This window comes from Croceimicrobium sp. (assembly GCF_965228705.1).
In the GTDB taxonomy this organism is placed as follows: domain Bacteria; phylum Bacteroidota; class Bacteroidia; order Flavobacteriales; family Schleiferiaceae; genus Croceimicrobium.
In genome coordinates this window covers 1,877,452-1,903,027 of the sequence record NZ_OZ245832.1, presented here as the reverse complement: position 1 = coordinate 1,903,027, position 25,576 = coordinate 1,877,452, and the positions used below count along the sequence as shown (strand labels likewise).

Annotated in this window: 25 protein-coding genes; 20 read left to right on the top strand and 5 right to left on the bottom strand. The window is 43.0% G+C overall.

Features of this window, described 5'->3' with window-relative positions:
* The first annotated feature begins 161 nt into the window (after window positions 1–161).
* The 12 genes from ACO05P_RS08650 to ACO05P_RS08595 all read left to right on the top strand — a co-directional run bounded on the left by ACO05P_RS08650 (window position 162) and on the right by ACO05P_RS08595 (window position 7,815).
* Window positions 162–1,418 carry a cystathionine gamma-synthase family protein gene (locus ACO05P_RS08650; protein WP_421754849.1) on the top strand — a complete coding sequence of 419 codons (1,257 nt, stop codon included), beginning with the start codon at window positions 162–164 and terminating at the stop codon, window positions 1,416–1,418.
* A 181-nt stretch (window positions 1,419–1,599) separates the two neighbouring features.
* The gene (locus ACO05P_RS08645; RefSeq protein ID WP_421754847.1) at window positions 1,600–2,193 is read left to right on the top strand and encodes a hypothetical protein; all 594 of its coding nucleotides are present in this window, start codon (window positions 1,600–1,602) and stop codon (window positions 2,191–2,193) included.
* The gene (locus ACO05P_RS08640) at window positions 2,190–2,855 is read left to right on the top strand and encodes a hypothetical protein (RefSeq protein ID WP_421754846.1); all 666 of its coding nucleotides are present in this window, start codon (window positions 2,190–2,192) and stop codon (window positions 2,853–2,855) included. The genes ACO05P_RS08645 and ACO05P_RS08640 overlap by 4 nt, the downstream gene beginning before the upstream one ends.
* A gap of 16 nt (window positions 2,856–2,871) precedes the next feature.
* Entirely contained in the window at window positions 2,872–3,027 is a 156-nt protein-coding gene (locus ACO05P_RS08635; RefSeq protein WP_421754844.1) for a hypothetical protein, read from the top strand.
* Between the two features lie 166 nt (window positions 3,028–3,193).
* Complete coding sequence (locus tag ACO05P_RS08630; protein WP_421754842.1) at window positions 3,194–3,901, top strand: hypothetical protein; 708 nt, start codon at window positions 3,194–3,196, stop codon at window positions 3,899–3,901.
* Window positions 3,902–3,976: 75 nt separating this feature from the next.
* The gene (locus ACO05P_RS08625) at window positions 3,977–4,612 is read left to right on the top strand and encodes a hypothetical protein (protein ID WP_421754841.1); all 636 of its coding nucleotides are present in this window, start codon (window positions 3,977–3,979) and stop codon (window positions 4,610–4,612) included.
* A 90-nt stretch (window positions 4,613–4,702) separates the two neighbouring features.
* Entirely contained in the window at window positions 4,703–5,284 is a 582-nt protein-coding gene (locus ACO05P_RS08620; RefSeq protein WP_421754839.1) for a hypothetical protein, read from the top strand.
* 22 nt (window positions 5,285–5,306) lie between these two features.
* Window positions 5,307–5,696 carry a barstar family protein gene (locus ACO05P_RS08615; RefSeq protein ID WP_421754837.1) on the top strand — a complete coding sequence of 130 codons (390 nt, stop codon included), beginning with the start codon at window positions 5,307–5,309 and terminating at the stop codon, window positions 5,694–5,696.
* 239 nt (window positions 5,697–5,935) lie between these two features.
* On the top strand, window positions 5,936–6,124 hold the full coding sequence (locus ACO05P_RS08610; RefSeq protein WP_421754836.1) for a hypothetical protein: 189 nt from the start codon (window positions 5,936–5,938) through the stop codon (window positions 6,122–6,124).
* A 92-nt stretch (window positions 6,125–6,216) separates the two neighbouring features.
* The gene (locus tag ACO05P_RS08605; protein ID WP_421754835.1) at window positions 6,217–6,642 is read left to right on the top strand and encodes a hypothetical protein; all 426 of its coding nucleotides are present in this window, start codon (window positions 6,217–6,219) and stop codon (window positions 6,640–6,642) included.
* 21 nt (window positions 6,643–6,663) lie between these two features.
* Window positions 6,664–7,047 carry a DUF1428 domain-containing protein gene (locus ACO05P_RS08600; protein WP_421754833.1) on the top strand — a complete coding sequence of 128 codons (384 nt, stop codon included), beginning with the start codon at window positions 6,664–6,666 and terminating at the stop codon, window positions 7,045–7,047.
* Window positions 7,048–7,197: 150 nt separating this feature from the next.
* Window positions 7,198–7,815, top strand: coding sequence for a hypothetical protein (locus tag ACO05P_RS08595; protein ID WP_421754832.1), 618 nt, complete (start codon window positions 7,198–7,200; stop codon window positions 7,813–7,815).
* Window position 7,816: 1 nt separating this feature from the next.
* Here the strand turns inward: ACO05P_RS08595 and ACO05P_RS08590 are convergent, their stop codons facing one another.
* On the bottom strand, window positions 7,817–8,281 hold the full coding sequence (locus tag ACO05P_RS08590; RefSeq protein ID WP_421754831.1) for a YdeI/OmpD-associated family protein: 465 nt from the start codon (window positions 8,279–8,281) through the stop codon (window positions 7,817–7,819).
* Between the two features lie 226 nt (window positions 8,282–8,507).
* Here ACO05P_RS08590 and ACO05P_RS08585 point away from each other — a divergent pair, with 226 nt between their 5' ends.
* Both ACO05P_RS08585 and ACO05P_RS08580 read left to right on the top strand, forming a co-directional pair.
* Window positions 8,508–10,064: an SUMF1/EgtB/PvdO family nonheme iron enzyme gene (locus ACO05P_RS08585; protein WP_421754829.1), complete on the top strand. Its 1,557-nt coding sequence runs from the start codon at window positions 8,508–8,510 to the stop codon at window positions 10,062–10,064.
* A 40-nt stretch (window positions 10,065–10,104) separates the two neighbouring features.
* The gene (locus ACO05P_RS08580; protein WP_421754827.1) at window positions 10,105–11,754 is read left to right on the top strand and encodes a hypothetical protein; all 1,650 of its coding nucleotides are present in this window, start codon (window positions 10,105–10,107) and stop codon (window positions 11,752–11,754) included.
* Between the two features lie 91 nt (window positions 11,755–11,845).
* Here ACO05P_RS08580 and ACO05P_RS08575 read toward each other — a convergent pair whose 3' ends face one another.
* Together ACO05P_RS08575 and mfd are read right to left on the bottom strand one after the other, a co-directional pair.
* A complete protein-coding gene (locus ACO05P_RS08575; RefSeq protein ID WP_421754825.1) occupies window positions 11,846–12,232 on the bottom strand; it encodes a helix-turn-helix domain-containing protein in 387 nt (128 codons plus the stop codon).
* Window positions 12,233–12,486: 254 nt separating this feature from the next.
* A complete protein-coding gene (mfd, locus tag ACO05P_RS08570; protein WP_421754823.1) occupies window positions 12,487–15,816 on the bottom strand; it encodes a transcription-repair coupling factor in 3,330 nt (1,109 codons plus the stop codon).
* A gap of 261 nt (window positions 15,817–16,077) precedes the next feature.
* Between mfd and ACO05P_RS08565 the strand changes: the two genes are divergently transcribed.
* Entirely contained in the window at window positions 16,078–17,814 is a 1,737-nt protein-coding gene (locus ACO05P_RS08565) for a LytTR family transcriptional regulator DNA-binding domain-containing protein (RefSeq protein ID WP_421754821.1), read from the top strand.
* 186 nt (window positions 17,815–18,000) lie between these two features.
* On the opposite strand, the gene fbp is transcribed toward ACO05P_RS08565, so the two are convergent.
* Together fbp and ACO05P_RS08555 are read right to left on the bottom strand one after the other, a co-directional pair.
* Window positions 18,001–19,011, bottom strand: a complete 1,011-nt coding sequence (fbp, locus tag ACO05P_RS08560) for a class 1 fructose-bisphosphatase (protein WP_421754819.1) — start codon at window positions 19,009–19,011, stop codon at window positions 18,001–18,003.
* A gap of 45 nt (window positions 19,012–19,056) precedes the next feature.
* Complete coding sequence (locus tag ACO05P_RS08555) at window positions 19,057–19,539, bottom strand: hypothetical protein (RefSeq protein WP_421754817.1); 483 nt, start codon at window positions 19,537–19,539, stop codon at window positions 19,057–19,059.
* 48 nt (window positions 19,540–19,587) lie between these two features.
* On the opposite strand from ACO05P_RS08555, the gene lysA reads away from it, so the two are divergent.
* The 5 genes from lysA (at window position 19,588) to ACO05P_RS08530 (ending at window position 25,554) form a co-directional block, all read left to right on the top strand.
* Window positions 19,588–20,832 carry a diaminopimelate decarboxylase gene (lysA, locus tag ACO05P_RS08550; protein ID WP_421754816.1) on the top strand — a complete coding sequence of 415 codons (1,245 nt, stop codon included), beginning with the start codon at window positions 19,588–19,590 and terminating at the stop codon, window positions 20,830–20,832.
* A complete protein-coding gene (locus tag ACO05P_RS08545) occupies window positions 20,817–21,281 on the top strand; it encodes a GNAT family N-acetyltransferase (RefSeq protein WP_421754815.1) in 465 nt (154 codons plus the stop codon). The genes lysA and ACO05P_RS08545 overlap by 16 nt, the downstream gene beginning before the upstream one ends.
* Window positions 21,278–22,492 (top strand): NAD(P)/FAD-dependent oxidoreductase, encoded by a 1,215-nt coding sequence (locus ACO05P_RS08540; RefSeq protein ID WP_421754814.1) that lies wholly within the window; start codon window positions 21,278–21,280, stop codon window positions 22,490–22,492. The genes ACO05P_RS08545 and ACO05P_RS08540 overlap by 4 nt, the downstream gene beginning before the upstream one ends.
* A gap of 103 nt (window positions 22,493–22,595) precedes the next feature.
* On the top strand, window positions 22,596–23,852 hold the full coding sequence (locus ACO05P_RS08535; protein WP_421754812.1) for an aspartate kinase: 1,257 nt from the start codon (window positions 22,596–22,598) through the stop codon (window positions 23,850–23,852).
* 109 nt (window positions 23,853–23,961) lie between these two features.
* Window positions 23,962–25,554: a lysophospholipid acyltransferase family protein gene (locus ACO05P_RS08530; protein WP_421754810.1), complete on the top strand. Its 1,593-nt coding sequence runs from the start codon at window positions 23,962–23,964 to the stop codon at window positions 25,552–25,554.
* Window positions 25,555–25,576 lie beyond the last annotated feature (22 nt).

Below are 25,576 nucleotides of genomic sequence, written 5' to 3'. Positions count from 1 at the left end.
TTCGGCTTCAAAGGAAGATTAAGCTAGGGAAGTCGACAAGCGAAAGGGAGTGAAGCGGGGAAAAAGGGAGATGAACCGGGAAAAATGAGAGAAGAGTGATATTTGTTAGCCTTTGGTTCCTTGAATTTGCGTTCATTTGTGCACCTCTCAAAACGATGAATATGGATCCTAAAAAGATGCACCCCGAAAGTCTGATGATGTCTTACGGGTACAAGGCACACTTATCTGAGGGCGCAGTAAAATGCCCCATTTTTCAAACCTCCACCTTTGCTTTTAAAACCGCCGAAGAGGGTAAGGCTTTCTTCGAAGTAGCCTATGGTTTGCGAGAGAAAGGAGCGGATGAAGAATTAGGCTTAATCTACAGCCGTTTAAACAATCCGGATCTCGAAATTCTGGAGAATCGCTTAACCCTTTGGGATAAGGCCGATGATGCCGCGGTATTTGAAAGTGGCATGAGTGCCATAACCACCGTGCTCCTTGAGTTTTTAAAGCCAGGAGATTTGATTCTTTTTTCGAATCCGGTTTATGGAGGTACAGATCACTTTATCAATCATTTCTTACCTAAATTAGGGATTCATGTTCAGGGTTTTACCCCCCATGATACGCCTGAGGATATTGAAGCAATGATTGAGGCGCATCCCGCCAAGGATCGTTTGGCCATGATTTATGTGGAAACCCCTGCCAATCCAACTTTGGACTTATTTGATATTGAAGCCTGCGTGCGCTTGGCTAAGAAATATTCTCGCTCTGCAGAAGATCGAGTTTATGTAGCGGTGGATAATACCTATATGGGACCACTTTGGCAGCATCCCTTGCAGTTTGGTGCCGATTTCGTGATTTATTCGGCAACAAAGTATATCGGTGGTCATTCGGATGTAATTGCCGGAGCCGTGTTGGGTACTGCAGAAGTAATGCCCAGAGTAAAAGAGCTACGTACCTTCTTGGGCAATATGGCCGGACCGCATACGGGTTGGTTATTAATGCGAAGCCTCGAAACTCTGAAAGTACGCATGGAGCGCCAGGCTATAAATGCCGAGGCCGTAGCCCAGTGGTTAGCTGATCACCCAAAGGTGGAGAAGGTCTATTATTTGGGAATGATTGATGACAAAGATGAGCGTCATCAGGATATTTACCGTCGCCAGTACGAATGTGCCGGGGCCATGCTTTCCTTTGATGTTAAAGGAGGAGAGAAGGAAGCCTTCCGTTTGTTGAATGGATTAAAGTTGGTGAAACTGGCGGTAAGCCTGGGTTCTACAGAATCCTTAGCAGAGCATCCAGCCACTATGACCCATGCCGGAGTGGATTTGGATTTACGAAATCAATTGAACATCACCGGAAAAATGGTGCGTCTCTCCGTAGGGGTGGAGCATCCGGATGATCTGATTGCTGATTTGAGTCAAGCCTTGGGTCAGGTATAGATTTTAACGAAAGACAAGAAGCCCGGATTTGATTCGGGCTTTTTTTTAGTCTGAATTGCAAATTCAGACTAGATCCGCATCTAAGCTGAATTTGTAATTCAGCTTTATATACTAAGCTTTACACGGCATTGTATTTCATTTCCTTACATTAGAAGATGAGATCTATTGAAACAAAACCTGAATGAAAATCCTGAGAAAATTCGCTCTTCTGCTTTTGCTTTTCACTTTGGGTATGCAAGCCTGTAAGCCTTCCTATATGATAGGCTATGAGCACATCGAGGAGGCTGAAAGAAAGTACTCAGATGGAAATTATAAATCAGCATTAAAGCATCTGAAAAGGGCGGAAAAGGCGAACTATGGATTTTGCGGAAATGCATGGATTGGTGCCCATAACTCTATTCACGAACTTAGAGCGAGAATCTTTTTCGATCAAGAGGAGTATGCTCAAGCACGTGAAAGCTTAAGTACGTGTTCAAAAGGACTGGCGATGAATAGAGTGGATACCTTCTTTATTCGCAGCTATCAAATGGAATTTGGCAAAGATTCTTTGCGTTCCATGCTGGATACGACTTTAGCGAATGTGCAGATTAACAATCAAAACTATCCCTTTACGGTGCGAATTCCCTTAAGCAATGGGGACACGCTAAATTTTGCACTGGATATAATTAGAGATCAGGATATCATTCAATCGAATTTGGAAGAAGAAAGAGTCGCTTTATGGGCCAATCGTTTTAAAGCTACGGATATGTATGCCATGTTAATTGGGAAGCTTTGAGCAGATGGATAAAGAATTATTATAAGGTTTTGATGAGGATTTGGATTATAGCGTTTATGCTGTCTTGTAAGCCTTGGAAGGATTATGTTCCAGTGCCTATTCGCTCCACTTGCCAGTTTGAATTTCCAGCAAAAGAAGGAAGCTATGCTTTACAGGAAGTGGATAGCCTTTTTTTTCGCAGGTCATTTTTGGGTCAAGAGAATATGGAAGGTCAGGAATGGGAAAATTATCTCAATCGTAATCCAGATCTAATTGCATTGCCCGATAAATCGGGTCCAGATTCGTTTTATAGAGGTCTATGTCGAAAAGGCTACATTGTTGACGATCTAATTTTAAATCTTGAAAAAATAGAAACACTTCCAAATGAATTTAGTTGGGAGCCTTTTCCTGGTAGAATCGTTCAGGTAAAAACCAGATTGATTCAAGATCCAAAGCTTAATTCTGAGCCTTTCGTTGAGTTTGTTTTTAAGGAAGATGGAAAACGAATAGGGATTGACTCAGTTGAATTTGAATGGCCTCCGGATTATTGTTTTTTCAAAGAAGATTTGAATGATGATGGTATTGAGGAGTTGATTTCTGTTTACCAATACTATATTGTTAATGGAGATAATTTCAATGTGAAAGTTTACCAGCTTAAAGATCAGGGTTTTGAGGGATATTGATGAGGTTCTTAAAAAAATGCTTCCGCCATCAGATTATTTTCATCGCAATGGATTTAGTAATGCCGCTATAATTGAGTCCTTAAGTGACTCGGAAAGGCATGAAGTGGAAATGCGTCTAATTAAAATGTTAGAGGAAAGTTCCGAAGGCTTGATTGGTGAAACTATGTATTAGGCAAAGCTGGAGTCGATTTTAAATCAAATTGAGATCCTTGAGAGAAATAGCTAACGAGACAATTTTTCAAAGATTCGAACCTGCCAATAACTAAATCATCCTAATTTTCCTCCTTTAGCTACTTATGAAAACCGGCCAACCTTTAATTGCTTTGCTAATCCTGATAATGGGCAGCATCTCCTGCAGTCCCATATGGATCCATTTCTCCGGTGTCTTGGAAGAAAAGCCAGAACTGAAAGTCCTAAGCAATGGGGAAAAGGAAGTGCTTTTTCTTCCCATCCATCATATTGGTCGGGAGAGCTATTATCAGGAAGTAAAACGCATTACGGATTCTTTAGACCAGCAAGCTTATACCATCTTATATGAGCAAGTGAGCACAGGTCTAAGAGAGGCGGAGGACTTTATACTGATGGCCAAAAAGTTTCGGAAGCTCACCGGTAGTTTTAATGCCGGCACCGGCTATTTAGATACGGTGAATCACAAAATTGGCAGTATGGATTACGATCCCAAATACCAGTTAATGAACCAACCGGATTTGGATGGATTGGGAATTGATACGGCCACTGCCATCAAGGCAGACCTCCTTTTGGAAGATCTAATCTTGGCCTTTGAAAAAAAGCATGGAACCATTCAATTGGATAGCTGCGATTTGGACACGGATTTGGAGTCCGACTATTTATGCTCAGCTTCCAATGCTGATTGGCAAAAGGATTTTCGCAAGCACTTTATTCTGGGACTTCGCAATGAGAATTTGGCCAGGCAAATTGATCAATCTGAGTCTGAAAAGATCTTTGTGATTTATGGCGCCAGTCATTTTAAGGGCCTTAAGCAGGAGCTGTCCCATTTAAATTCAGCTTGGACCGAATTGAAATAGGTCCGCTAGATAGGTCCTGTGTTCTATATTTATGAAAAATAAAGGCCTTAGTGAAATCTGAAAATTGAAAAAAAAATGGCTGTTGGAGGAAACGTACTGGAACAACTAGCCTCGGCATTGGATCGTCGGGATGAGGTACCCAACCAGGAATTGGCCCGAAAAATAGCGAGCGCTCAAGATTCTGAGGCCGTAAAAATCCTGATCGAAAACCTGAATCATAAAGACAAAGCTATTCAGAGCGATTGCATCAAAGTCCTTTATGAGATCGCGGAAATAGATCCCCAATTGGCGGCCAATTATGCGCAGGTATTTATCGAGTTTTTGAAGCATAAAAACAATCGTTTGCAATGGGGGGCCATGACTGCCCTCCATGCTATCTGCCTTGAAAATCCCAGCTTTATTTATAAGGCCTTGCCCCAAATTGTGGAGGCTGGAGAAAAGGGCTCCGTAATTACTAAGGATAATTTGGTGAAGCTCTTGGTTAAGATGGCTTCCTTAGCAGAATATGCTGATGATGCCTTCGACTTGCTATGCGAACAGGTATTACGCAGTCCGACTAATCAATTGCCCCTGTATGCCGAATTGGCCTTGCCCATTATCAGCAATCCAAACAAGAAGAAATTCAGCGAAATTTTACAATCGCGATTGAATGAGGTGGAGAAGGAATCCAAGCGCAAGCGGCTGGAAAAGGTGATTAAGAAATTAACCTAGATTCGGATATTGAAATGTCTGATCTGAATTTACAGTTCTGGCCTGATGTCTTATCATATGGATTTAGTAAGCTTTAAATCATATTTGGTCTTGCTTGTAGTAATCAACGCAGCTAGTGTTTATAAACTTCAAAAAAGAAAGAAGTCCAAAGGCACAGAGGCGAATGAAGAAGCTAAATCGAAGCCTCCCCAAGAAGCATTGGAAAATGATAAGGTCCTATTCATTCAAGGCTTAAAAAGAGAGGACTTAGAACGGATGATCGAAGACTTTCGCTCCATGTATGAACTAGCAGATTTTTGTCGCTATCAAATCCTGCCTAATTCCTTCTCCCAAAAGTTTGTGCTCTACTTTCCCTACGATTTGGACTTTGAAACCCTCTGTTATCTGGTCAATTACCTGCATTATCCTATGGGCTTTTCAATTCAGCCTGAAGTACGGGCTTGGACTACAGTAAAGGCGGAGGGGAAATGGCTTAAGCCTGAACTAATAGGCAGGCGTTTGATGCTTTATATACCACAGGATGATAAAGACTATACTCGGGTGCATGTGACTTCAGAGGATGGGATCAGTTATGCAATAAACATCGCCAGTCACTTTTCAAATTTAAAATCGAACTCTGGCTTTGAGCCCTATCAAAAGCCCATCGCTTTAAGTGCGGCGATGGAGAATTAGCCTGTTCATCTTGAAAACGAATATGAAGGAAATTGAAATTGATGGCAATCATTTTTCTAGCTTAGATGGCTTTTATGATGAGTTGGAAGTAAAATTGACGCAAGGTTTGAATTGGAAAATAGGTCGCAATCTCGATGCTTTAAATGATCTGTTAAGAGGTGGCTTTGGTGTATTTGACTATGATGAAAAGATTCTTTTGACCTGGATTAACTCAAAGAAGAGTGAAAAGGAATTGGGTACGGAGGCCACTTTGGCTTATCTTAAGGCTAATTTAGAAAGCTGTAATCCCTCAATGAGAACTTCTGTGCAGGCCGAGATTGAGATGCTTGAACAAGGGAGTGCTAAGACATTATTCAATCTAATTGTTGAAGTGATTGAGAAGCATGATCATATTGTATTCAGTAGAGCTTGATTAAAAAGGGAAGCATGTCGTTCAGGTTTTTAGTTTTTTTACTCCTGTTTTGTAGTGCCTGTAGTAGGCAACAGAGGCGGATATCTGATATTACTTTAGTCCCTGAACTGGGCTTTGAAGAAGTGGTAGTGACTCCAAAAGACTCCCTTAGTCTTGTTTTTAATGTGTCAGAATTAGAGCCATTTAACTTCTGCCTTATATCCTCAAGTTATCACTTGTACAGTCTGAAGCACAAGCCAATGGATAGTCTCTTACTAATTTCAGATTCTTTATTGGTGCAAAGAGACATGGACATTGCTCAACTCGGTCCTTTCCTTAAAGGAAATGCCTTTACTATGATTCTAGGGAATAATGGAATTCGGGATTCATCTGAATTAAGTATGGAGGGTCAATTCGGGATTAAAGTAGTTATAGATAATGCACCATAAATTGGTGCGGCAATTTTCAGGATTCGTACTAAATGATGAAGCCAAACTTTAAGAACCTAATCGAATTTAAACGGCCACTATCGGAGTTCCCTTTGCAGTGGCGTTTTACCAATCCAAAATTTGATCTTTTACCTGTTTCTGATCTCGTGCAATTATTTCCTTTAAATGAAGAGGCTGCTTTCTTTTTATGGGATTCAGTCCGCGCCTTTTTTTTGCCAAGAGAACAGTCTCTAAATAGAAAAAGTTTTAAAAGTTTCCTAGAGTTGGAACTAGATGGCTTAGGTGTTTCTGAAATCCAAAAATGGCTGAGACAAAGAGGACTAATGATGAACGATACACTTTATTTATCCTGGAATCAAGAGGAAGCGATGCAGGTGCCAGGATCGCTTTTTGTGAAGTATTTCGATAGCTTTTATTACTCAGCTTCTGACGACTTAACCGTTTTTGATGAAAGCTTAAATTGGATTTTAAATTGCGTGCATTACCATCAATTATCATACGGTTTAACCTTAAACTAGATAAAGCATAAAATTGGATAAATGAAGAGTTATATCGATGCCTTTCTATTCCCTGTTGCTCAAAAGCACTTGCAGGAGTACCAAAAAGTCGCTGAAGCGGTAGCGGAAATATGGAAAGAATATGGAGCTTTGGCTTACTTCGAATTTGTGGGTGATGATTTAAGTTTGCCCGGTACACGGTCTTTTGTAGAGGCTGTTGGATTAAAGGAAGATGAGCAGGTGGTATTTGGTTGGGCTCTTTTCCCTTCTAAGGATATTCGTGATGATGCGAATAAGAAAGTGCCGAAAGATCCACGGATGTCCAAATTAGTAGGTCCATTGATGCAGCCTGAGCGCAAGATTTTTGATGCCAGTAGGATGCTGTTTGGAGGCTTTAAATTTTTAACTGGCTTGAGTGATTCTTAGGGAGTTAGATTTAGTCTATCTGTAGGCCTTAACGAGTGCGAAGGAATTCGGAATACTTCCAATTCAAATTATAATTCCGGGATCTAGAGAGGAAATTGGACAAACCAAAGAATCATTATTTCATTGGAGAGTATAGAAAAAAAGACATCAATGAAGTCAGTATTAACGGTGTTTCTACTTTGCTTATTTAGTCTGTTTGCTTGTGATTCACTTGAATCACGAGAAGTAGTTTCAGTATCTATCCAACTCCGTCCCAGTTTCGCGGAGGAGGCATTTTTTAAACTAGCAGCAAATTCTAAGAGCATAAGACTTGATCAAAGCTGGCGGATAGTTGATACCCCTGCAGTCATGTATGAAATGCAAAAAGCTGAACAGGTGGATTTATCAGACTATAACTTTGGTTTAAACCTGGGAATCGATTCGAATTACTTCGAAAGCAAATGTGATGTGTTGGATGGCCTAAGATTTATAGGAACAATTGAATTGCGCTCCGGTGATAGATTTCGTTTTAATTTGACCGATTGCAAATATGATACTCTTGCCCATGAATTGTCTAAACAGATACTGTTTAAATTAAAGTATGACTTCAAAGAGGATAGTATAGCCCGTGATTACCTTTGGGAGATTTCCCGCTCTTATTTAGATGTGAAGATGGAGCCTATGGATAGTTTAAGGTATTTGAATGGCCCTTTGATGAAGCTCAGAAAGGAGCTAATAGAAAAGATCTATAGTGACAAAGTCCCTACCAAGAAAAATGAAGGTTCTTAGCTTAATCCACACCTCCATGCAAAGTACCTGTTCGCATTTTCTCTGCCATTTCCAGGGCGCGCTTAATGCGGGATTCTTCACCTTTGGGTTGACTTACATAATGCAAGACCCCTCTTTGTCGACCGGGTTTTAGTCTCTCGAAAACTTCGGCCGCTTCCGGATCTTGCTCCAAAACAATTTTGAATTCCTCCGGGAAACTCATGCCAAACTCAGAGGTGTCGGGCTCCACCTTAATTTGTACCAAATCACCCACCTCCAATTTCCAGCTTTTTAAAATAGCCTTGCTTAAGGCAATCAATGCATAACCATCTTTGCGCAATTGCAGGGCCCGGTGAATGGCCTTTTGATCCGGACCATAGATCAATACTCGCTTGGAATGCTGCTCAATAAATTTCTGCGCAGCATCATAATCACAAATCACAAAGGGAATGCCTCCCGTATTCTCGATATAGGCTTCAAAATTCATGATTCGAATTTAATCAAGAACAAATCGAAGCTCCCCATTTTAACCCTTCTTTTTGGAAATCTGACTGAGCATTATTGTGCAATATTCTCAGTATGACTAAAAACTAGGCTTCTTTCCTGATTCAGGAACTAATCTCCTGATCTCGGTCGAGCTTTCCTTGGGGGAGTGCAACTAAAAGCTTCTTTGTCAGGACATTTGAAATGAATCAAAAGCCAATTTTTAGATCATGAACACTACCCCCAATCTTAAATCGCCGCTAAGCATTGCTTTCAGAGTTTTTAGTATTGCTCTTCTTTTAATGCTCAACTTCAGCCTCCTGGCCAATAATTTAAGCATAAGTGCGGTGCGAATTGCATCCAAAGATCCAGTGAACGATTATGCCATGGTCGAATTCGACATTAGCTGGGAGAACTCCTGGCGTTTAAGTAGTAGTCCATCCAACTGGGATGCAGCCTGGATTTTTATTAAGTACCGGGTCAACCGAGGCGACTGGGCTCACGCAAGTTTGAATACTAGCAGCGGAAATCATAGCATTCCAAGTGGGGCAAGTATGGATTTGCCGGCTGATGGCAAGGGGATTTTTCTGTATCGAGATGCAAATGGTACCGGTACCTTTACCGTGAATAATGTTCAATTACGTTGGGAATACGGTAGTGACGGGCTTGGCGATTCTGATACCATTGATCTCAAGGTTTTTGGTATCGAAATGGTCTACGTGGCCAGCGGCTCTTATTACTTAGGAGCAGGAGGGAGTGGCGTAGCCAATGAGTTTTTCTCAGGGGGGATAGCGGGCTCTTCCTTTCAGGTAAATAGTGAAGCAGCTATCACTGTTTCCAATTCATCTGGTAACCTTTATTATGCTGTGGATAATGCAAGTGGCGGAGATCGATTGGGACCTATTCCGGCGGCCTTCCCCAAAGGTTATCAGGCATTTTATTGCATGAAATACGAGCTCACCCAAGAACAATGGATCGATTTCTTTAATACGCTTACCAGCACTCAGAAAGCAGCACGAGATATCACCTCAGGCACCTATGAAGTAACGGGCAAGGCTTCAGATGCTCTCTTAAAGGGCAATAATATCAATTGGCCAGGTACTGGAGATGCTTACTTAAATGGAGGAACATATTCTGCTGTTGCCTGTGGCTTTCTGAGTTGGATGGATGTATGTGCCTATGCAGATTGGGCTGCCTTACGACCTATGACCGATTTGGAATATGAAAAGGCTTGCCGAGGGCCTAATAGTGCAACCATCTATGAATACGCATGGGGAACCAACTTGGCGGCAACATCGGTGTACGGCCTAAGTAATCAAGGGAATAGTGGTGAGGCGATAAATTTGAATTTCGCCACAGGATCGACTACGGGCAATGTAGCTTACCGCAGCACTACTAATGGTTCTTTTCCCTTCCGAGTTGGCATATTCGCTACTCACCCTAGTAGTAATGGTCGGGTTAATGCCGGAGCCAGTTATTGGGGTATTATGGAATTGAGTGGCAGCATGTGGGAACGCATTGTTAGTGCGGGCAACAGCACGGGTCGGGCCTTTACCGGTTTACATGGAGATGGTGCTTTAAGCACCGCAGGCCATGCCAATGTTAGCAATTGGCCGGGATTAGCGTCTGGTGAAGTTACAACTGCGGTGGGGGCCGGCTTTCGCGGAGGCGCCTTTAATGCTGCTGCTTTGTCTTTGCTCTGTGTAGCCGATCGAAATTTTGCAGCGCTGGTTAACGATCGTCGCGGCGCAGACTATGGATTTAGAGTCGTAAGAACTGCTCCCTAATTCCATTTCAAATCCTCATTTCAAATAAAATTTATCGAAGATGACTAAAGTATTTACCCCTATGCTCCTAAGCTTTTTGCTAACTGTTTCTCTTTCGGCACAATATGTCGGTGGATATGGTGGTGGTGCCAGTGGATCTTATTTGAATTACTATTATGATGGAACTAGCTGGAGTCCAGAAAACCCGGATGGTATTAATAATGGTGTAAAGTCGATCAATACCCTATATCTGGAATCTGGATCAGTAATCCTTGCTGGTCCCATTGCGGCTTCTCAAGTAGAAATAAGACCAGGTGCGGCCTTGGAAATATTACTTGGATTGAGCGTTTCGGATTCTCTGATTCTCCATGCCAATAGCTCCGAATATGCTATGTACAAGGGGCCCGCAATGAAAGTCAAAATCCAACAGTATTTGAGCGGTATAGGCTGGCATAGTATGGCTATGCCCGTAGATGCCAATCTCGATCAATTCGGGAATGTTAATACGGCTGTTGCTGCCGGCGTTGAGAATATTTATTCATGGGATGAAGCTAATGGCGTTTTTGTGGCAGAAGCCAGTGGAACCGATGGTTCGAGTACAGCTAATCAGGCTGGACAAGGTTATGTAGTCTATGTAGGTCCATATGGAGTGGCTGATAACCATTCAGTTTTAAGTATGTATGGGACCATGTATAGCTTTGTGAATCCAACTTTAAGCAATGTGGGGACTAGCGGAGATAGTAATAAAGATGGCTGGAACTTAATTGCCAATCCATTTACCTGTGCTTTGGATTATACCCAGCTTACGAAAAGTGATGTGCTTAATTCTTTCAGTATTTATGATGCAGAAGCCGGACTCTATCGCGATTGGTCGGGCCTCTCTGGCGATATCACATCCTCATTAATTGCCCCCATGCAATCCTTTTGGGTGAAAGCTTCTGGTGCTTCTCCAAGCTTAGGTTCAATGGTTTTAAATAGTTCTCATACCACCATCACCGAAGCGCCCACTTTTTACAAGCAACAAAATGGACCTGTAGATCGCTTTTGGCTTTCGCTCTATGAAGATCAAGTACCCGAAAATCGGGATGAGATTTTAATTGGTTTAATACCGGGCACTCAGGATCAATTGGATACTCTTTGGGATGCGCCCTTCTTTCCAAACTCTAGCCCTAAGCCGAACTTAATGACCTATTTCAATGCGGAGGCCTTGACTCATAATGCGATCGATTTTTCGCCAGCGCACAGCAGAATAAAGGTTATTCCCCTAAAAATAGAATCCGATCGGATTGGTGAAAACTTTAAAATTGAATTAGAAGATAGTTTGCTCTCCAATAGCTATCATATTGTTCTGGAAGATCGCCAATTGGCTGTACTGCATGATTTGAATAAGGGAGCTTACAACTTTATTCTGGAAGCCGGAAATGAAGAGCGTTTTCAAATTTTGCTATCCTCAGCCAGCTTAAGTGTTAAAGAGCAGCTCGGAAGTGATGACGGACTGAGCTATTTGGTGAAAGATGGGTTTTTAGAACTTCAGACAAAGAGCCAAAAGGACTTAAGTGGAAAGATCTTCGATTTAAACGGAATGCCAGTTTTAGATTTTGAATATCCAGCTTTTGCAGATCGGTCTCAAGTGGATCTTAGAGGCTTAAGTTCCGGGATTTATCTAATGCAAGTAGGAAATCATTCGACCGAGAAAATAGTAATCCCCTAAAAGAATCTCCTCCCTTATCTCCGATCCAGGGTTTTGAAGAAATTCAAAGCCCTGGATTTTTATTTGCGGCAAGGAAGATTTTAAAGGAAGATTAAATGGCCTGACGGCCTAAGCCAAAGCTGGCTTCCATTTTCTGAATTTTTTCCTCTAAGAGAAGCACGTATTTTACCAATAAGGTATCCTGATTTAAGGAGGGTTTTAATTGGTGAACCACTTCCTCTTTGGGGCTTTTTTCCTGAGGATTCAAAATTGTGGCCGGATTCAGATTTAGAATCTGATCCACCTCTGTCTCTAAAACGATACTGATTTGATAAAGCTTGCTCAGAGTGAGCTCTACTTCCCCACGTTCGATTTTTCCATAACCGCTGGGGGATAGATTTAATTCGGCTGCCAAATAATCACGGGTCCAGCCTTTTAATTCACGGATCTTGCGAATATTGTCGCAAATGGTCTCCGCTTTCTTCCGAAAATCTTGCATTTCAAATGAACTTACGTTTAACTCCCTTAAATCTCCAACGTAAGTCCTCTCTCCAGAAATTGCATTTCAAATGTAAGCTAAAAGTCAGTTTAAATACAAGTCTGAATTAGAATATTGATTAAAAACCTATAGTGACAGGCCTTTCTAAGTAGTTGAAAAAGCGACTTTTGTATGTGAATGACCTATTTTTGGTTTTAATTTTTGATAGCCCATTTTCATCCTTCCAAGTTTCTAAATAGGCTTAGCAAGAATATCTATAAAATGGGTTTGAGCACTTCAAAAGCATCGTGAACACTGAGTACATCCTGGAAGCTCAAATACAATTTCCCATTGCGTTCTTTAAGCTGAGCTTGCGGAGCCGACTTCAAATACAAGAGTACTTTTTGGAAGCGATCCGATTGGAAGTAGGGCGATTCCTGATCCGAGGTGAAATAACAAAGCAAGCGTTCTTGCTTCAGAACCACTTTCTCAAATCCGATTTTCTGACCCAGGCGACGTAAGCGAATGGAGTCGAAAAGCTCTTCCACCTCCCGAGGGATAGGGCCAAAGCGATCGGCTAAATCGCGGGCATAGGTTTCAATTTCCGCTTCCGTGCGCAATTGATCCAATTCTTGGTAAAGCTTCAGGCGCTCATCCACCTTGTTTACATATTGATCGGGAATCAATATCTCCAGGTCGGTATCCAATAGGGTATCGCTAATACTTTCCTTATTCTTTAACTCTTCAGCATAGAGCTCTTTAAACTCAGTTTCCTTGAGTTCTTCAATGGCCTCGGCCAGGATTTTCTGGAAGGTATCAAAGCCAATATCATTGATAAAGCCACTCTGTTCAGCACCCAATAAATCACCAGCACCTCGAATCTCTAAATCACGCATGGCAATATGGAAACCACTTCCTAAATCACTGAATTTTTCGATGGCCTGCATTCTCTTGCGGGCTTCATCGCTCATCGCCGAAAGGGGAGGGGTTATTAATTTACAGAAGGCCTTTTTATTACTTCGACCTACCCGACCTCGCATTTGATGCAGATCGCTCAAGCCAATATTTTGTGCATTGTTAATGATGATGGTATTCGCATTCGGCACATCCAAACCATTTTCAATAATCGAGGTGGCCACCAGAATATCGAATTCACCATTAATGAATTGCAGCATTAATTGCTCTAATTTCTTGCCTTCCATCTGGCCATGACCAATACCGATTTTCGCATCCGGCATTAGCCTCTGCAGCATACCCGCCACTTCTTTGATGTTCTCTACCCGATTGTGGATGAAGAAAACCTGTCCACCTCTGCTTAATTCATAGCGCAGGCTGTCGCGGATGATTTCCTCACTAAAGGGAATCAATTGGGTCTCAATGGGGTGGCGGTTCGGTGGGGGCGTGGTCATCACACTCAAATCGCGCGCTTGCATTAGTGAAAACTGCAAGGTCCGTGGGATGGGAGTCGCCGTTAGGGTTAGGGTATCTACATTCACCTTTAGGTTCTTGAGCTTGTCCTTAACGCTTACACCAAATTTTTGCTCTTCATCAATTACCAGCAGTCCCAGGTCTTTAAACTTAATGTCTTTTCCCACCAAGCGATGGGTGCCAATGATGATATCTACCTTGCCTTCTTCTAAATCTTTTAAGATTTCAGTTTGCTCTTTCCTACTGCGGAATCTGTTTATATACTCTACTCGACAAGGGAAATCAGCCAATCGTTTGCTGAAGGTTTTATGATGTTGAAAGGCTAAAATTGTAGTTGGTACTAAAACGGCCACTTGCTTACTGTCGCACACGGCTTTGAAAGCAGCGCGCACCGCTAATTCCGTTTTGCCAAAGCCAACGTCCCCACATATCAGACGGTCCATTGGCGTTTGCGCCTCCATATCTTGTTTAATGGCGAGAGTGGCTGATTCTTGGTCAGGTGTATCCTCATAAATAAAGGAAGCCTCTAATTCGTGCTGTAAATAATTGTCTGGTGAGAACTGAAAGCCATGCGTAGCCTTACGTTTAGCATAAAGCTTAATAAGGTCGAAGGCCACCTTCTTAACGCGGGTCTTAGCCTTAGACTTGGTTTTTTGCCAAACTCCAGATCCCAGTTTATGTACGGAGGGCACGGTTCCTTCCTTGCCATTATAGCGACTAATCTTATGCAAGGAGTGAATGCTCACATAAAGCACATCACCACCGCTGTAAATCAGTTTAATTGCTTCCTGCTGCTTACCATTGACCTCAATTTTTTGCAGTCCACCGAACTCCCCGATACCATGGTCAATGTGGGTGATATAATCCCCAACCTGCAAAGCGGTAAGTTCTTTAAGGCTTACCGCTTGACGTTTTTCATAGCCTGTTCTTAGGCGGAATTTCTGATAGCGTTCAAATATTTGATGGTCTGTATAAACCAGGGTTTTAGCTTCCTGGTCGATGAAACCTTCGTGCAGGGTATGTACAATCGGTTGAAACTTAACCTCTTTGCCAATGTCTTCGAAAATAGCATCGAATCGTTCTACCTGGGTTTGATTGAGACAAAGTAGGAAATTGTCATAATCTTCTTCACTATGCTTTCGCAGATCATCTACCAGGAGCTCAAATTTTTTATTGAAGCTGGGTTGAGGCTTAGAGTTGAATTCGATTTTGAGATTAGCCTCAAAGCCGCTGTCGGCCTGCCACTCTAGTTGATGGAAGTTCTTTAATTGCTGATGAAATAAATCTTTATTGATATAGAGTTCCGCCGGTTCACTGCGACTGATATCGGAGTTGATCTCTCGAAAGAGTTCCAGGGCCTTTTCATAGAGATCTTGAAGTTTTGAACCAATGAGATTGGAATTTTGGGTCCAAACGATGGTTTTAGGTCCTATGTACTCCAGAAAGCTTTCGCGACTTTCCATCAGTACCTTGTTTTCTACATTGGGTACCAATTGAATACGCTTTACCTGATCTATACTCAATTGGCTTTCAATATCGAAAGTGCGGATGCTTTCAATCTCATCATCGAAAAACTCAATTCGGAAGGGCTGATCATGGGAGAAGGAATACACATCCACTATACCGCCACGAACAGAAAACTGCCCAGGCTCGATTACGAAGTCCACTCTTTCAAATTGATATTCGAAGAGGGTTTCATTTAGGAAATCAATGCTTAGTTCATCTCCGGTTCTAATGCTGAAGGTATGGGCGCTGAGGCTTTTGCGCGTCACAACTTTTTCGAAAAGCGCATCGGCATAACTAACCAGAATAGCAGGTTTTTTTCGGCTGTTCAAGCGGTTTAAGACCTCAGCACGCAAGAGAACATTGGCATTATCGGTTTCTTCCGTATCATAAGGCCGGCGGTAGGATGCCGGATAAAAGAGCACATCCTTTTCACCGATTAAGCCTTCCAGATCATTAAGGAAGTAAGCGGCTTGTTCTTTATCATTGAGGATAACAAGGTGGGGGATTTCACTTTGCTGAAAACTCTGTGCCAGGGCTATGGCCCCTAGGGATCCGGAAATTCCTCTGATTTCGAGTTTTTGGGGATCTGTTTTAGACCATTGATTCAGAATCAGTTTAATGCGCTGATCATCCGAATAGCGCTCCAGAAAATTACTTGCCTTGTAGGCCATGCCCTAAACCATTAAACCATCCGCTCTTAATTGAGGGATGGTGTGAGCGCGCAAAGGTAAGAGTTGATGCCTTGAGCCGGAACCTGAAAATGGAGAATTAAAAATTGATATGAATTTCATCATCTTACTGTTAAGTAGTGGCTTAGATTTTATATCCCTTGCTGGTTCTGGCTTTCCGCTCTTTTTTATCGCGCTTTCACTTGGCTTAGTGTAATAATGAAACTATCTTGCCCTCGAGGGGATTGTCAAAATAGAAGGAAGATGAAGCGATTATTGGGGGCGATGTTGGGGCTCCTCATGACTTATGGTGCCTATGCTCAGGAGGGAAAAGAAAAATGGGTTGAGGCATCTCTACAAGATATCCGTAATCCCAAAGTATTGGACTCAATTGCACAGGGTCTACTACAGTACGCGGATGATTCGGTGGCCCTGGGAAGGGCTTATTTCTTAAAAGGTTTGGCCGGGACTTTTTCCGCTAATCCCACTGAAGCGGCCAGGAATTTTAAAAAATCACTTAGTCATTTAGAGGAAGGCGAGCACTATGATGATCGTTTCAGCTACGAAGTAGTACTTAAGAATTTAGGGATATCGTTTTATCGAATTCATGAGTTTGAACGGGGGGATTCCAGTTTTAGAATACTGCGCCGTTTAGCAATGGAAGATCAGGATAGTTTGCAGTATGCCGTGGCCATTAAGAATATGGCCAATGCCTTGATGATGCGCGAATCCTATGATTCGGCGGCTATCCTTATGAAGGAAACGGCTATAATTCAGCAGCGGATTGATTACCAGGGTATTGCCCTTACTTACCTTAGTTTAGGTTCTTTATATGGTCGGATTCATCAAGAGGAAGAAGCCTTGCGCTGGTTCCATAAAGCATTAAAGAATAGTGATAAGGTAGCAGATCGTCGATTGGAAGCGCGGGCCTATAATAATTTGGCGGTGGCCCATCGCGCCTTGAGTAATTATGACTCAGCAATCTATTATTTGGAAAAAGCTTTGCAAATCCAAAGGACCCTGGGGTCTAAATTCGATCAAATTGAAGTATTGGCAAATATTTCCCGCAACTTCAGTAAGCTAGCCGCTTGGGATAGTGCTAAAGTATATTTGGATCGTGCCTATAGCTTAATGCCGCCACGCGGCCAAAGGCAAGGGCGTAGCTTACAGAACCTTTGGATGCTGAGCCTTAAAATGGCTAATAATCAAAATGATTATGAAGCGGGAGCCCCTTATTTCGATTCAATCCGAAGCAGTCCCCGGCAAGATTATTTTCTGAATGATCCTGAATATCTGGAGGCCTTCGCTCATCATTTAGAGTTGAAGGGCGAGGCCGACTCGGCATTAAAGTATTTGCGATTAAGCAAGCAAAAGCAGGCTGAGCTTGATCAGAAGCGCGATGCGGCTAAAATTAAACAGGCCAGTAATGAAATTGAGATGGCGGCCTTAAGGGGGGAACAAGAAGAAAAAGTTCGCTCCTATAAAATGGCCTTAATGGTGATCTTGATTTTCTTGATCTTAGGCAGTCTCATTTTTTGGATCAGTCGTAGGAAAGTCAAACAAATTAAGTCCGAACGTGAGGCAGAAGCGGCTCGTCTAAGTGCTGAAGTGCTCACTAATAGTACCAAGCTTGAAGCTTCGGGTTTTAGTCTGATAGATGAACATCAGGCCCCCGAGCCAGAGCTGCCCAGTCAGTTGCGTTTAAAGTCCAAAGCGGTAATTAAAATTGAAGACTTGATTTATTTGGAATCCGATGGACACTACGTGAACTTGTTTTTAAAGTATCGTAAAAATCCGGAGGTGGAACGCAGTACTCTAAAAGCGATGGAAGAGCAATTGAGTGGTCATGATTTTATTCGGATTCACCGCAGTTATTTGGTGCAGGCTTCTTTTTTGAAGGCCGTCTATGCAACCAAGGTACTTTTAGAGGATGGTAGGGAATTACCCGTGTCCAGAACCTATAAGGAAGACCTCAAAAAGCGATTTGAAGGAGAGGTATAGCCTGTATTTCGTGCCGGAATTTCGGTTATTAATGCCAGACATTTGAGGGATAGCGTGGGATAGGCGACTTTAGCCAACGGTTATCAAACCATTTTCCTTCCCCCTCAACCAAAAAGCGGCTCTCATCGGAGGCCGCTTTTTTTATTGGGAATAATTTGAGGCTGATTGAAAGCCTGAAATTGAAAATTAGTCTTTGTACTCGCGCAGAAATTCTTCTGCCTTGTCTACCATCTCAGAGCTTCCGCAGAAGAAAGGTACACGCTCATGTAATTCGGTTGGGAGGATATCCATAATCCGGGTATGGCCATCGCTGGCTTTTCCCCCTGCCTGTTCAATCAAGAAGGCCATCGGATTGCACTCGTATAATAAGCGCAGTTTTCCTTTAGGCGCTTTAGTTCCTTTTGGGTAGATATAAATTCCCCCTTTCAAAAGATTGCGATGGAAGTCGGCTACCAAAGAACCGATGTAACGAGAGGTAAGGGGGCGGCCTGTGGCGGGGTCTAATTCCTGGCACCACTTAATGTACTTCTTCACGCCCTCGGGCATGTGCACATAGTTCCCTTCATTAATTGAGTAAATCTTACCATTTTCCTTTACCCGCATATTGGGATGCGAAAGGAAGAAGCTTCCGATACCTGGGTCGTAGGTAAAGCCATGCACGCCATTGCCAGTGGTGTACACCAACATGGTAGAAGTGCCATATACCAAATAACCAGCTGCCACCTGTTTGTGACCGGGTTGTAAAAAGTCTTCTAGAGTCACTGGGGTGCCAGGCTCACTTACCCGGCGGAATATGCTAAAGATGGTTCCAACCGATACGTTTACATCAATATTGCTGCTGCCATCCAAAGGATCGATCAATACTACATAGCGTGCATTAGAATGGATATCTTCGTTAAATACGATATGCTCCTCCATTTCTTCACTGGCCAAACCACAAATTTCGCCCCTCTTACGCAGGGTGCTGATAAACATGTCGTTGGCTAAAACATCAAGTTTTTGCTGGGCTTCACCTTGCACGTTCTCCACACCGGCAGCGCCAATAATATTGGCTAAACCGGCCTTGTTGATTTCCTGATTAACCATTTTACCGGCCAGGCGAATGGAGCTAAGCAAAGCACTGAGTTCTCCCTTGGCATAAGGGAAGTCTTTTTGGTTTTGGATGATGAACTCACCCAGAGTAATATGTCTTTCCATGGATTGAGAGGTATGCAGCAAATTTAGCGGGACCGTCTAAAATATTCAGTCTTTCAGCTTTTTAATTTGCTTTAAATAAGCCTTCAGTTTTTCAGCCTGGCGAGTTGAAACCAAAACCTTGTTTTGATCTTTAAACTCTATTAAAAGCCCCTGCTTTCCACCAGCATTGTAGAGATCGCCGTATTTAGGATGTCTTCTTTTACCAACGCCAGCTATTGGCATATTGATGATTTTGACTTTGGAAACTTCCGACCAGTTTCTTTCCATTCGGCCCAAGGCGCCAAATTGAATGATTAGCGTTTTGGTGTCAATATTAATCATCAACTGGGTTCTTGCCATCACCACGGTGATGAAAGCAATAAATAGAGTCCCGGCTATTAAAGCCCAGGAGGGCATAGGGTTTTCCCCCATCGGAATGCCAAAGATTAATTGGGAAACAGTAGCGAAAGTGAAGAAGAGTAAGAGGGCGATTAGGATAATCCATAGGAGCCAATTACGGATCATTTGGATTTCAGTATAGTCCTTCATGGAATTGGATGGCTGGTCATTCATACCTTTGCGGCAATAATAATTATAATGTTACAACTTAAGAACGATCACTACGAGATTGGCGGACTGGATGTGCGTCAGATCTGCGAAGATTTTGGAAGCCCGCTTTACATTTACGATACGGCCAAGATGGAGGCCCAATATAAACGTTTGCAAAAGGCTTTTAAAGGATCGAAGCTTAAGATTAACTACGCATGTAAAGCCCTGAGCAATATTAATGTGCTCCGCTTCTTTCAGCAATTGGGAGCCGGTTTGGATACAGTTTCTATTCAAGAAGTGGAATTAGGACTTAGAGCGGGCTTTGCAGCTGAAGAAATCATCTACACGCCTAACGGAGTTTCCATGGCCGAGATTGAAAAGGCCGTAGCCCATGGCGTACGCATCAATATCGATAATCTGAGCATCCTGGAGCAATTTGGCGCTAAATATGGTAATAGCTATCCGGTATGTATTCGGATGAACCCCCATATTATGGCTGGCGGTCACAGCAAGATTTCCGTAGGACATATCGATTCCAAATTTGGAATTAGCATTCATCAACGTCGCCATCTAGAGCGCCTGGTGCAAAGCCTGAACCTTAATGTAGAAGGCGTACACATGCATACTGGTAGCGATATCCTGGATGTGGATACCTTCTTGGTAGGTGCCCAACTATTATTTGAAGTGGCACTCGATTTTCCAGACTTGAAATATCTGGATTTCGGCAGTGGTTTTAAAGTACCTTATAAGGCAGATGACATTGCCACGAATGTGGAGGAATTAGGGCAAAAAATGACCACCATGTTCAAAGAGTTCTGTACCGAATATGGGCGAGAACTTGAAATCGAATTTGAGCCCGGTAAATTCCTGGTATCTGAATCCGGAACTTTCTGTTGCCAGGTGAACGGCTTAAAGCAAACCACAGCGACGGTATTTGCACAGGTGGATACAGGTATGAATCACTTGATTCGGCCTATGTTCTACGATGCCTACCATCATATAGAGAATATTAGCAATCCCAAAGCTGATCCGCGCGTTTATACCGTGGTTGGCTATATCTGCGAAACCGACACCTTCGCTAATGATCGCCAGATCGCTGAGGTGCGTCAGGGTGATATTTTAGCCTTCCGTAATGCGGGTGCTTATTGTTTTACCATGGCCAATAATTACAATAGTCGCTATAAGCCGGCTGAGGTATTGGTGCATAAAGGCAAGGCGCATCTTATTACCCGTCGCCAGAATTTAGAAGATCTCCTGCATAATCAAGTAGAAGTGGAATGGGGGCAGAAGTAGAGATTATACGAGGCTGTGCGGAGGATATCTCCGACTTGTTGCGTCTGATCAAGGTTTTGGCCGATTTCGAGAAGGCCCCAGAGGAGGTGATTACCACTGAGGCAGAGCTTTTAGAAGATTGGGAGTTGGGCCGTTTTGAGTATTTGGTGCTTAAGCATGCTCAGGACGGAATTATCGGCATTTCATTGTTTTATCCTCGCTATTCGACTTGGAAAGGAGCCTGTTATTACCTTGAAGATTTAATCGTTGTGCCTGAACATCGCGGTAAAGGTTATGGCAAAATGCTATTAGAAGCTACTGCGGATTATGCCCGTAAAGCCGGGGCAAAGCGCTTGGATTGGCAGGTTTTGGATTGGAATGAACCCGCTGTGCGCTTTTATGAGAAAATGGGCGCAGGCATTGAAACCGAATGGTGGAATTGCAAGTGGTGGCTCAATAAACAGGAGTGAAAAAGCGAATTGCAGTAATTGGTGGTGGCGCGGCCGGCTTTTTTGCGGCCATTCATGCTGCTAACCCGGATACTGAAGTAGTCCTTTTTGAGAAATCCAATAAGCTGCTTTCCAAAGTTCGGGTCAGTGGTGGTGGACGTTGCAATGTGCTGCATCACTGTCCTTATGCCTCTGAATTGGTCAAGGCTTATCCTCGTGGTGGTCGCTCTTTAAAAAAGGCATTTGGCCGTTTCGGTTATCCGGAGGCCCGCGCTTGGTTTGAAGAACAAGGCCTGGAACTAAAGGTGGAGGCCGATGGACGGGTTTTCCCGAAAAGCGATTCCAGTGAATCAGTAATTCAGGTATTGGAAAAGGCGGCACAAAAAGCTGGGGTGCGCATTCAAATGCAAAGGGATTTAATCCATCTGGAAGCCCTAGAAAGTGGCTATCAATTACATTTTCGAGATCGTTCCACTTTTAATTGTGGGGCGGTTATTCTCGCTCTGGGTGGTCAACCCAAAGAAAGTGGCTATGCCTTTTTAAAGGACTTTGATTTAAACTGGATTAAGCCATGTCCGTCTTTGTTCACTTTTAATGTGCCACAATCGCCACTCAAGGACCTGATGGGATTGTCGGTGCCCAATGCCTGGGTTCAAATTCCGGGAACTAAGTGGAAAGAGCAGGGCCCCTTATTAATCACCCACTGGGGATTTTCGGGGCCGGCAGTTCTAAAGCTTAGCGCCTGGTATGCCCCGGATTTGAAAGAGCGCAATTATCAGTTCCCCATCCTAATTAATTGGCTGGGTCTTTCGGAAGAAGAGGCGCGTAGGCAAATTCAGGATTATTTCCACGCACATCCCGCCAAGGGAGTAGCGAACAGTAGGGCCTTTGATGTGCCAGCACGTTTATGGAAGGCCATTTTGCAGTTGGCGGCAGTCCCTGAAGGGAAATCCAATCGAGATTTATCGAAAAAGGAATTTAATCGATTGCTTGAGTATTTACTGCGCAGTCCCTTCAGCGTAAGCGGAAAAACCACCTTTAAAGAAGAGTTTGTGACCGCCGGGGGACTTGACCTTCGGGAATTGGATATGCAGACTTATCAAATTAAAAAATACCCCGGGCTTTATGCAATTGGCGAATTCGTAAATGTGGATGCCATAACCGGCGGTTACAATTTTCAGCATGCCTGGACCAGTGCTTACCTGGCTGGGGAAGCTGCCCGAATGGATTGATGGTCTAAGGTCTTAAAAGCAAATTTCTTAGCCCGCACCATGAGGGCATTTTATAGAATATCGGCAATGCCTAATTAGTATTTTTGCCGCTTAATAATTTAACATGCGAATCTTTAAATTCGGTGGAGCCAGTGTGAAAGACGCGGCAGGAGTGCAGCGCGTGGCATCCATCGTTCAACACTTTACAGCAGATGATATCCTTATTGTGGTTTCGGCCATGGGGAAAACTACCAATGCCCTGGAGGATTTGGTGAAATCTTTCTTGAATGGAAAGAAGGAGGATTGCAGTAAACAGTTGAAGGATTTGAAGGATTCGCATCAGCGGATTATTGATGAGTTATTCCCTCAATCCAATGAGCACCTTACTAATGAAGTGAGTGAATTGTTCCTGCAATTGGAGACTATTGTCGAGTCCCCAGCAGTGGGAAGCTTCAATCAGGTTTATGATCAGATCGTTAGTTTCGGTGAATTGATCTCCACCAAAATTGTTTCTGCCTATCTGAATTTTTCGGGTTTTGAAAATCGTTGGTTGGATGCTCGTAAATTGATCCGAACCGATCAAAATTACCGTGCTGGTCGAGTAAATTGGAACTTAACCCGTCGTTTGGTTCTGGATAATGTGAAGAGCGGCAATTCCTATATCACCCAGGGTTTTATTGGCTCGGATGACAATTTCAATCCGACCACCTTAGGTCGGGAGGGATCCGATTATACCGCTTCGGTAATGGCCTATGTATTACAGGCAGAGGAGGTAACGATTTGGAAAGATGTACCCGGGGTTTTAAATGGAGATCCCAAGGTTTTTCAGGGCACCGAATTATTAAAGAAGATCAGCTTCCGGGAAGCGATCGAATTAGCATTTTATGGTGCTTCGGTAATTCACCCTAAAACTATTCAGCCCCTGCAGGAGCGTGGCGTGCCATTACGGGTACGTTCATTTAGTGATTTGGAACAAGAGGGAACCACCATTTCCGAAGGGGTAAACCTAGAGCCTTTTTTACCTTGCTTTATTCGCAAGAGCCAGCAGCAATTAATAAGCTTGGCTACCCGAGATCTGGCTTTTATTGCGGAAGATCACCTTTCCAAAATTTATAAATTATTTCATGAGTATGGCTTGCGCGTGAATTTATCTCAGCATGCCGCTACCAGTTCATCCTTCTGTGTAAACGATGATCCTATTGCAACACCCGCTCTTTTGGAGCAACTTAAGCAGAGTTTCGATGTGTCGGTCATAGGTGATTTGGAGCTTTATACCGTAAGGCATTATGATAACAGTGCGGTAGCAGACATTCAAAGCAGAGGGCGTAAATTGCTCGAGCAAGTGAGTACCGATACTTATCAAATCGTAATCAGAATCTGATCGCATGGCCCGACTTGGTTCCGGAGAAATGTTTCGCACAGTTAGGCTCCCAAAAATTGGGAGAGAAGGATTACTTAAAACGCTTCTGCACCTTACGAAAGTGAAAAGCGTGGAGGAGTTGTTTTCTGGGACTGAAGGAAGGGAGGAGGCCTCTTTTGTAGATGAAATTATCCGCGAATTAGATCTCAGCTTTCAATATTTTGAAGAAGAATTAAAACGCATTCCAACTTCTGGCCCAGTGGTATTGATTTGCAATCATCCTCTGGCCGGAATTGATGCACTTTTACTGATAAAATTAGTTGCTTCCATTCGCCCTGATCTACGTATAGTGGGCTCTGATCTTTGGCAGCGTTTAAAGCCCATTGCCCATTATTGGGATTTAGATGAAAGTGGGGTGAGCTCGGGCGCAAGCTTAAGTGAATCCTTACAGGAAGGAAAGGCTCTGGCAATTTTTCCGGCAGGAACAGTGAGTACCAACTACCGTATCTCTAAACGTCAGTTGGAAGATGGAGAATGGGATGTGAATATGATTCGTGAGATTGCCGATGCTCAGGTACCGGTAACCCCTGTTTTCTTTAAAGCGAATCAAACATTTTTATACCATCTCTTACAGCGATTAGGTCCCATCTTTCAGGATTTAAAGGTGCCCTCGGAATTACGCAGCTACCGATCACGACCGGTAACCATTCGAATAGGACGTACCATTTATCCCAAGGAGCTGGCCCTGTACCCACGTGAGCATCAGCTTTCGGCTTTATTGCGCCAAAGAGTCTATCTCCTAAGCAATGCCTTACATCCAGAGTTTAAGCTTTTTAGTCCTAAAAGACCAGCTGAACCGAAGTCGATTGCCGATCCGGTTGATACAGATCTTCTTTTAAAAGAATATGAGTTTTTGCTCGAGCGAGAGGCCTTGATTGAAGAAAAGCGCAGCTATCAGGTCTTTCTGTGTAAGGCGGCTCAGGTTCCCAATATGATTCGGGAAATTGGTCGCTTACGCGAAATTACTTTTCGGGCAATTGGCGAAGGATCAAATCTGGCTTTAGACTTAGATACCTTTGATTATCATTATCATCATCTGATCCTTTGGGATAAGGAGGAAATGCGAATTGTGGGCGCCTATCGCCTGGCCATTGGTAGTGAGGTGTACCCTAAATATGGTTTTAACGGATTTTACCTAAGTACTTTATTTAAGTTTAAAAAGCGCATTCAGCCTATGCTGGAACGCTCCCTGGAAATGGGGAGAGCTTTTATCATTCCGGCTCATCAGCAAAAGCCTTTACCGCTATTTGTTATGTGGAATGGTATAAGGGAGGTCATGCGACGACATGAAGAACTAGAATTTATTGTGGGATGCGCCAGTATCAGCAATAGCTTCTCCATTTTCAGCCGTAATCTCATGGTGGCTTTTCTACTTAAAAACTTTGGAGATGCCAGTTTAGCGCAAGAGATCAGACCTCGAAAACCCTTTAAACTAAAATTAAAGTCAGAAGCAAGGGACCTGGTTATGAATTCCAGTCCTGAAGATTTAGTGCAATTCGATCGGAGAATTGATGAAATTGAACCTGGTGATCTGCGAATTCCACCATTGATTAAAAAGTATTTGCAGCAAAATGCATTGATTGTTTGCTTTAATGTGGATCCGCTATTTAATAATTCTTTAGATGGATTTATGTATATCCATCGTCAGAATCTGGAACTTTAATTACCTTAGAGCGGCTTAAAAA

Bases quoted from the DNA above. Each gene is read 5' to 3' on its own strand.
- ACO05P_RS08590 (WP_421754831.1), bottom strand. From the start codon at position 8,281: ATGAATTTTGAAGCCTATATCGAGAATACGGGAGGCATTCCCTTTGTG.
- ACO05P_RS08645 (WP_421754847.1), top strand. From the start codon at position 1,600: ATGAAAATCCTGAGAAAATTCGCTCTTCTGCTTTTGCTTTTCACTTTG.
- ACO05P_RS08610 (WP_421754836.1), top strand. From the start codon at position 5,936: ATGGATAGTCTCTTACTAATTTCAGATTCTTTATTGGTGCAAAGAGAC.
- lysA (WP_421754816.1), top strand. From the start codon at position 19,588: ATGTTACAACTTAAGAACGATCACTACGAGATTGGCGGACTGGATGTG.
- ACO05P_RS08630 (WP_421754842.1), top strand. From the start codon at position 3,194: ATGGGCAGCATCTCCTGCAGTCCCATATGGATCCATTTCTCCGGTGTC.
- ACO05P_RS08585 (WP_421754829.1), top strand. From the start codon at position 8,508: ATGAACACTACCCCCAATCTTAAATCGCCGCTAAGCATTGCTTTCAGA.
- mfd (WP_421754823.1), bottom strand. From the start codon at position 15,816: ATGGCCTACAAGGCAAGTAATTTTCTGGAGCGCTATTCGGATGATCAG.
- ACO05P_RS08595 (WP_421754832.1), top strand. From the start codon at position 7,198: ATGAAGTCAGTATTAACGGTGTTTCTACTTTGCTTATTTAGTCTGTTT.
- ACO05P_RS08615 (WP_421754837.1), top strand. From the start codon at position 5,307: ATGAAGGAAATTGAAATTGATGGCAATCATTTTTCTAGCTTAGATGGC.
- ACO05P_RS08555 (WP_421754817.1), bottom strand. From the start codon at position 19,539: ATGAAGGACTATACTGAAATCCAAATGATCCGTAATTGGCTCCTATGG.
- ACO05P_RS08535 (WP_421754812.1), top strand. From the start codon at position 22,596: ATGCGAATCTTTAAATTCGGTGGAGCCAGTGTGAAAGACGCGGCAGGA.
- ACO05P_RS08600 (WP_421754833.1), top strand. From the start codon at position 6,664: ATGAAGAGTTATATCGATGCCTTTCTATTCCCTGTTGCTCAAAAGCAC.
- ACO05P_RS08635 (WP_421754844.1), top strand. From the start codon at position 2,872: ATGCTTCCGCCATCAGATTATTTTCATCGCAATGGATTTAGTAATGCC.
- ACO05P_RS08565 (WP_421754821.1), top strand. From the start codon at position 16,078: ATGAAGCGATTATTGGGGGCGATGTTGGGGCTCCTCATGACTTATGGT.
- ACO05P_RS08580 (WP_421754827.1), top strand. From the start codon at position 10,105: ATGACTAAAGTATTTACCCCTATGCTCCTAAGCTTTTTGCTAACTGTT.
- ACO05P_RS08625 (WP_421754841.1), top strand. From the start codon at position 3,977: ATGGCTGTTGGAGGAAACGTACTGGAACAACTAGCCTCGGCATTGGAT.
- ACO05P_RS08545 (WP_421754815.1), top strand. From the start codon at position 20,817: ATGGGGGCAGAAGTAGAGATTATACGAGGCTGTGCGGAGGATATCTCC.
- fbp (WP_421754819.1), bottom strand. From the start codon at position 19,011: ATGGAAAGACATATTACTCTGGGTGAGTTCATCATCCAAAACCAAAAA.
- ACO05P_RS08575 (WP_421754825.1), bottom strand. From the start codon at position 12,232: ATGCAAGATTTTCGGAAGAAAGCGGAGACCATTTGCGACAATATTCGC.
- ACO05P_RS08650 (WP_421754849.1), top strand. From the start codon at position 162: ATGGATCCTAAAAAGATGCACCCCGAAAGTCTGATGATGTCTTACGGG.